Source organism: Glutamicibacter sp. (assembly GCF_032154645.1).
In the GTDB taxonomy this organism is placed as follows: domain Bacteria; phylum Actinomycetota; class Actinomycetes; order Actinomycetales; family Micrococcaceae; genus Glutamicibacter.
In genome coordinates this window covers 1-3,308 of the sequence record NZ_JALDXV010000037.1, presented here as the reverse complement: position 1 = coordinate 3,308, position 3,308 = coordinate 1, and the positions used below count along the sequence as shown (strand labels likewise).

Here is a 3,308-nt window from a genome sequence, read left to right as displayed (position 1 = left end):
GACCAGCACTACGACATCATCTCCGCGTTCATCAAATCCATCCGCGGCTCCGACGTGGACGCCTCCCTGCACTACCTCGCCCGCATGCTGGCGGCGGGGGAGGACCCGCGCTTCATCGCACGCCGGCTGATGATCAGCGCCAGCGAAGATGTCGGCATGGCAGATCCCACGGCCCTTCCGCTGGCGGTGGCGGCAGCTCAATCCGTGGCGCTGACCGGAATGCCGGAGGCTCGCATCATGCTCGGCCAGGCCACCGTGCACCTGGCCACCGCTCCGAAGTCCAACGCCTCCTACAACGCAATCAACGCAGCCCTTGCGGACGTGGCCGAAGGCAAGGGCTCTCTAGTGCCCGACCATCTGCGCGACTCGCACTACCCGGGGGCCAAGCAGCTGGGCCACGGGGTGGGCTACATCTATTCTCACGATGCACCGCATTCCATCGCCGCCCAGCAGTACCTGCCCGACGACCTGGTGGGAACGAACTACTACACGCCCACGGCCAACGGCGCTGAGAAGACCATCGGCACCAGGCTTCAGCGCCTGCGGGAGATCATCCGGGCCAAGGATCCGCGGCGCAAACGCTAGCGGGTGTGGCCCATGCCTCACGCGGCGCGCCTGTGGATTCGTGTAAACTTGAAACTTGGCTGGCAAGCCGTGCTCGTTCACGGTTGCAGTGATTAGCGGGACGCGACGCCCACACACTCTCCGACCCGGAGGCCAGTAGATACCCGTCGCTAAACGAAAAGGACACATCAATGGCTAACGCCCGTGCCCGCCGTACCGTACGCCTTTCGCGTGCCCTCGGCCTTGCCCTGACTCCAAAAGCTGAAAAGTACATGGAGCGCCGCCCATACGGTCCAGGCCAGCATGGCCGCGCCCGCAAGAAGCAGGACAGCGACTACGCTGTTCGTCTGCGCGAAAAGCAGCGTCTGCGCGCCCAGTACGGCATCCGCGAAGTTCAGATGCTGAACGCCTTCAAGGAAGCCAAGCGTCTTGGCGGCCAGACCGGTGACAACCTGCTGGCTCTGCTCGAGTCCCGCCTGGATGCACTTGTTCTGCGCGCCGGCTTCGCCCGCACCATCCAGCAGGCTCGCCAGCTGGTTGTGCACCGTCACATCCTGGTCAACGGCCAGCGTGTTGACCGCCCATCGTTCCGCGTGAAGCCGGGTCAGCTGATCCACGTTCACGAGAAGAGCGAGAAGATGGTTCCATTCCAGATGGCAGCAGCCGGCGAGCATGCACAGGTGCTGCCAGCCGTTCCTGCTTACCTGGACGTGAAGCTGGAATCCCTGCAGGCAACCTACCTGCGTGCACCAGAGCGTGCTGAGATCCCAGTGACCTGCGAAGAGAACCTCGTGGTCGAGTACTACGCACGCTAAACCGTGCGCTAGCAAGGGCCCGCAACCGGCACCCGGTTGCGGGCCCTTGGCTTAACTACCTGTCGGAGCGAAGATTTCGATAAGGTGGACTGGCACCAAAAACCCAAGCAGAAGAGGAAGCACATGTCGGGTTCGGATATCGCAGGGCTTATTGCCGCGGGAGCATTTGTCATCTTGGTGGCATTCCTCGCGGTGCCGATCATCAAGCTGGGCAAGGTATTCGACGAACTGCGCGGCTCCATCAAGGACCTGGCAGACGGAACCACCCCGCTGATCGGGGAGGTGACCAATACGGTCGCCACCACCAACGATCAGCTCAAGAAGGTGGACACCATCACCACCAACGTCTCCGACGCCACCGCCAACGTCTCGGCGCTGTCCTCTCTGATCGCCGCCACCGTCGGCAGGCCGCTGATCAAGATTGCAGCCTTCACCGAGGGCGTGAAGGCGGCGATGAACTCCAAGCCTTCTGGCAAGGCGCGTCGCAGCCGCTAGACATAGCCCGCTAACAAGGTACTCCCACCAGATTGCCATGTTGGCCAACAGCTATTTAGTTCAAGAACTTAAGGCGAGGAGACTAGAATGAAAAAGCTCTTGTGGGTTTCGATCGGCGTCGGCATTGGCGTGCTGGCGTCCAAAAAATACACCGAAGTTTCATCCGGGGCGGCGCTGAATCGCCAGATCGGTAAATATGCCGATCGCGCCTCGGAAATTGCGGAGGCGTTCCTCACCGGAATGCGCAGCCGCGAAGAAGAATTGCGTTCCGCCCTCGGCGTGAACGACACCAAGTGAAGGGATCATCCGTAACACGATGAAAACGCAGGAAATTGCCCGTCGGTGGGTCGACTTTTTCGTCTCTAAGGGCCACACGGCGGTGCCCAGCGCCTCGCTGGTCTCATCCGATCCATCGTTGCTGTTCACGGTGGCCGGCATGGTCCCCTTCATCCCTTACCTGACCGCGCGCGAAGAGCCGCCGTACACCCGCGCCACCTCGGTGCAGAAGTGCATCCGCACCGGCGATATCGAAGAGGTCGGCAAGACCGTACGCCACGGCACCTTCTTCCAGATGTGCGGCAACTTCTCCTTCGGCGACTACTTCAAGAAGGACGCCATCCACTTCGCCTGGGAGCTGCTGACCAGCAGTATCGAAGACGGCGGCTACGGCCTGGAGAAGGACCGCCTGTGGGTCACCGTCTACGAGGACGGCGAGGAGAAGGACCTCGAGGCCCGCCGCATCTGGCAAGAAGAGATCGGCCTGCCCACCGAACGCGTGGTCGGCACCGGCAAGGAAGACAACTACTGGAACACCGGCCAGCCCGGTCCCGGAGGCCCCTGCTCGGAAATCTACTACGACCGCGGCGCCCAGTACGGCATCGAGGGCGGCCCAGCGGTGGACGAGACCCGCTACATCGAGATCTGGAACCTCGTGTTCATGCAGTACCGCCTCTCCGCCGTACGCTCCAAGACCGACTTCGACGTGGCCGGCGAACTGCCAAAGCGCAACATCGACACCGGCCTGGGTCTTGAGCGCCTGGCAATGATCCTGCAGGGCGTGGAGAACATGTACGAGACCGACCAGGTCCGTCCAGTCCTGGACAAGGCGGCGGAACTTGCTTCCGTCACCTACACCTCCACCGAGGATCCTGAAGATCCAAACCACGCCAACGACGTGCGCCTGCGCATGATCGCGGACCACATCCGCTCCTCGCTGATGCTGATTTCCGACGGCGTCACCCCGGGCAACGAGGGCCGCGGCTACGTGCTGCGCCGCCTGATCCGCCGCGCGGTGCGCGCCATGCGCCTGATGGGTGTTGACTCCGAGGTGCTCCCGGAGCTGCTGCCGGTCTCCCGCGACGCCATGAAGGGCGTCTACCCGCAGGTGGAAGCCGACTTCGAGCGCATCGCCCGCATCGCCTACGCCGAGGAGCG

At 62.8% G+C, this 3,308-nt stretch carries 4 protein-coding genes and 1 pseudogene; all 5 read left to right on the top strand.

What is annotated here, in order from left to right:
- Nucleotides 1-585 (top strand): annotated as a pseudogene (locus tag RUH64_RS16860) (replication-associated recombination protein A); the annotation flags it as partial.
- Nucleotides 586-755: 170 nt separating this feature from the next.
- On the top strand, nt 756-1,379 hold the full coding sequence (gene rpsD, locus RUH64_RS16855) for a 30S ribosomal protein S4 (RefSeq protein ID WP_313814949.1): 624 nt from the start codon (nt 756-758) through the stop codon (nt 1,377-1,379).
- A 123-nt stretch (nt 1,380-1,502) separates the two neighbouring features.
- On the top strand, nt 1,503-1,874 hold the full coding sequence (locus RUH64_RS16850; RefSeq protein WP_313814948.1) for a DUF948 domain-containing protein: 372 nt from the start codon (nt 1,503-1,505) through the stop codon (nt 1,872-1,874).
- Nucleotides 1,875-1,961: 87 nt separating this feature from the next.
- Nucleotides 1,962-2,171 (top strand): hypothetical protein, encoded by a 210-nt coding sequence (locus RUH64_RS16845; protein ID WP_313814946.1) that lies wholly within the window; start codon nt 1,962-1,964, stop codon nt 2,169-2,171.
- A gap of 19 nt (nt 2,172-2,190) precedes the next feature.
- Nucleotides 2,191-3,308: alanine--tRNA ligase-related protein (locus RUH64_RS16840; protein ID WP_313814945.1), on the top strand; the 1,118-nt coding region annotated here is incomplete at its 3' end.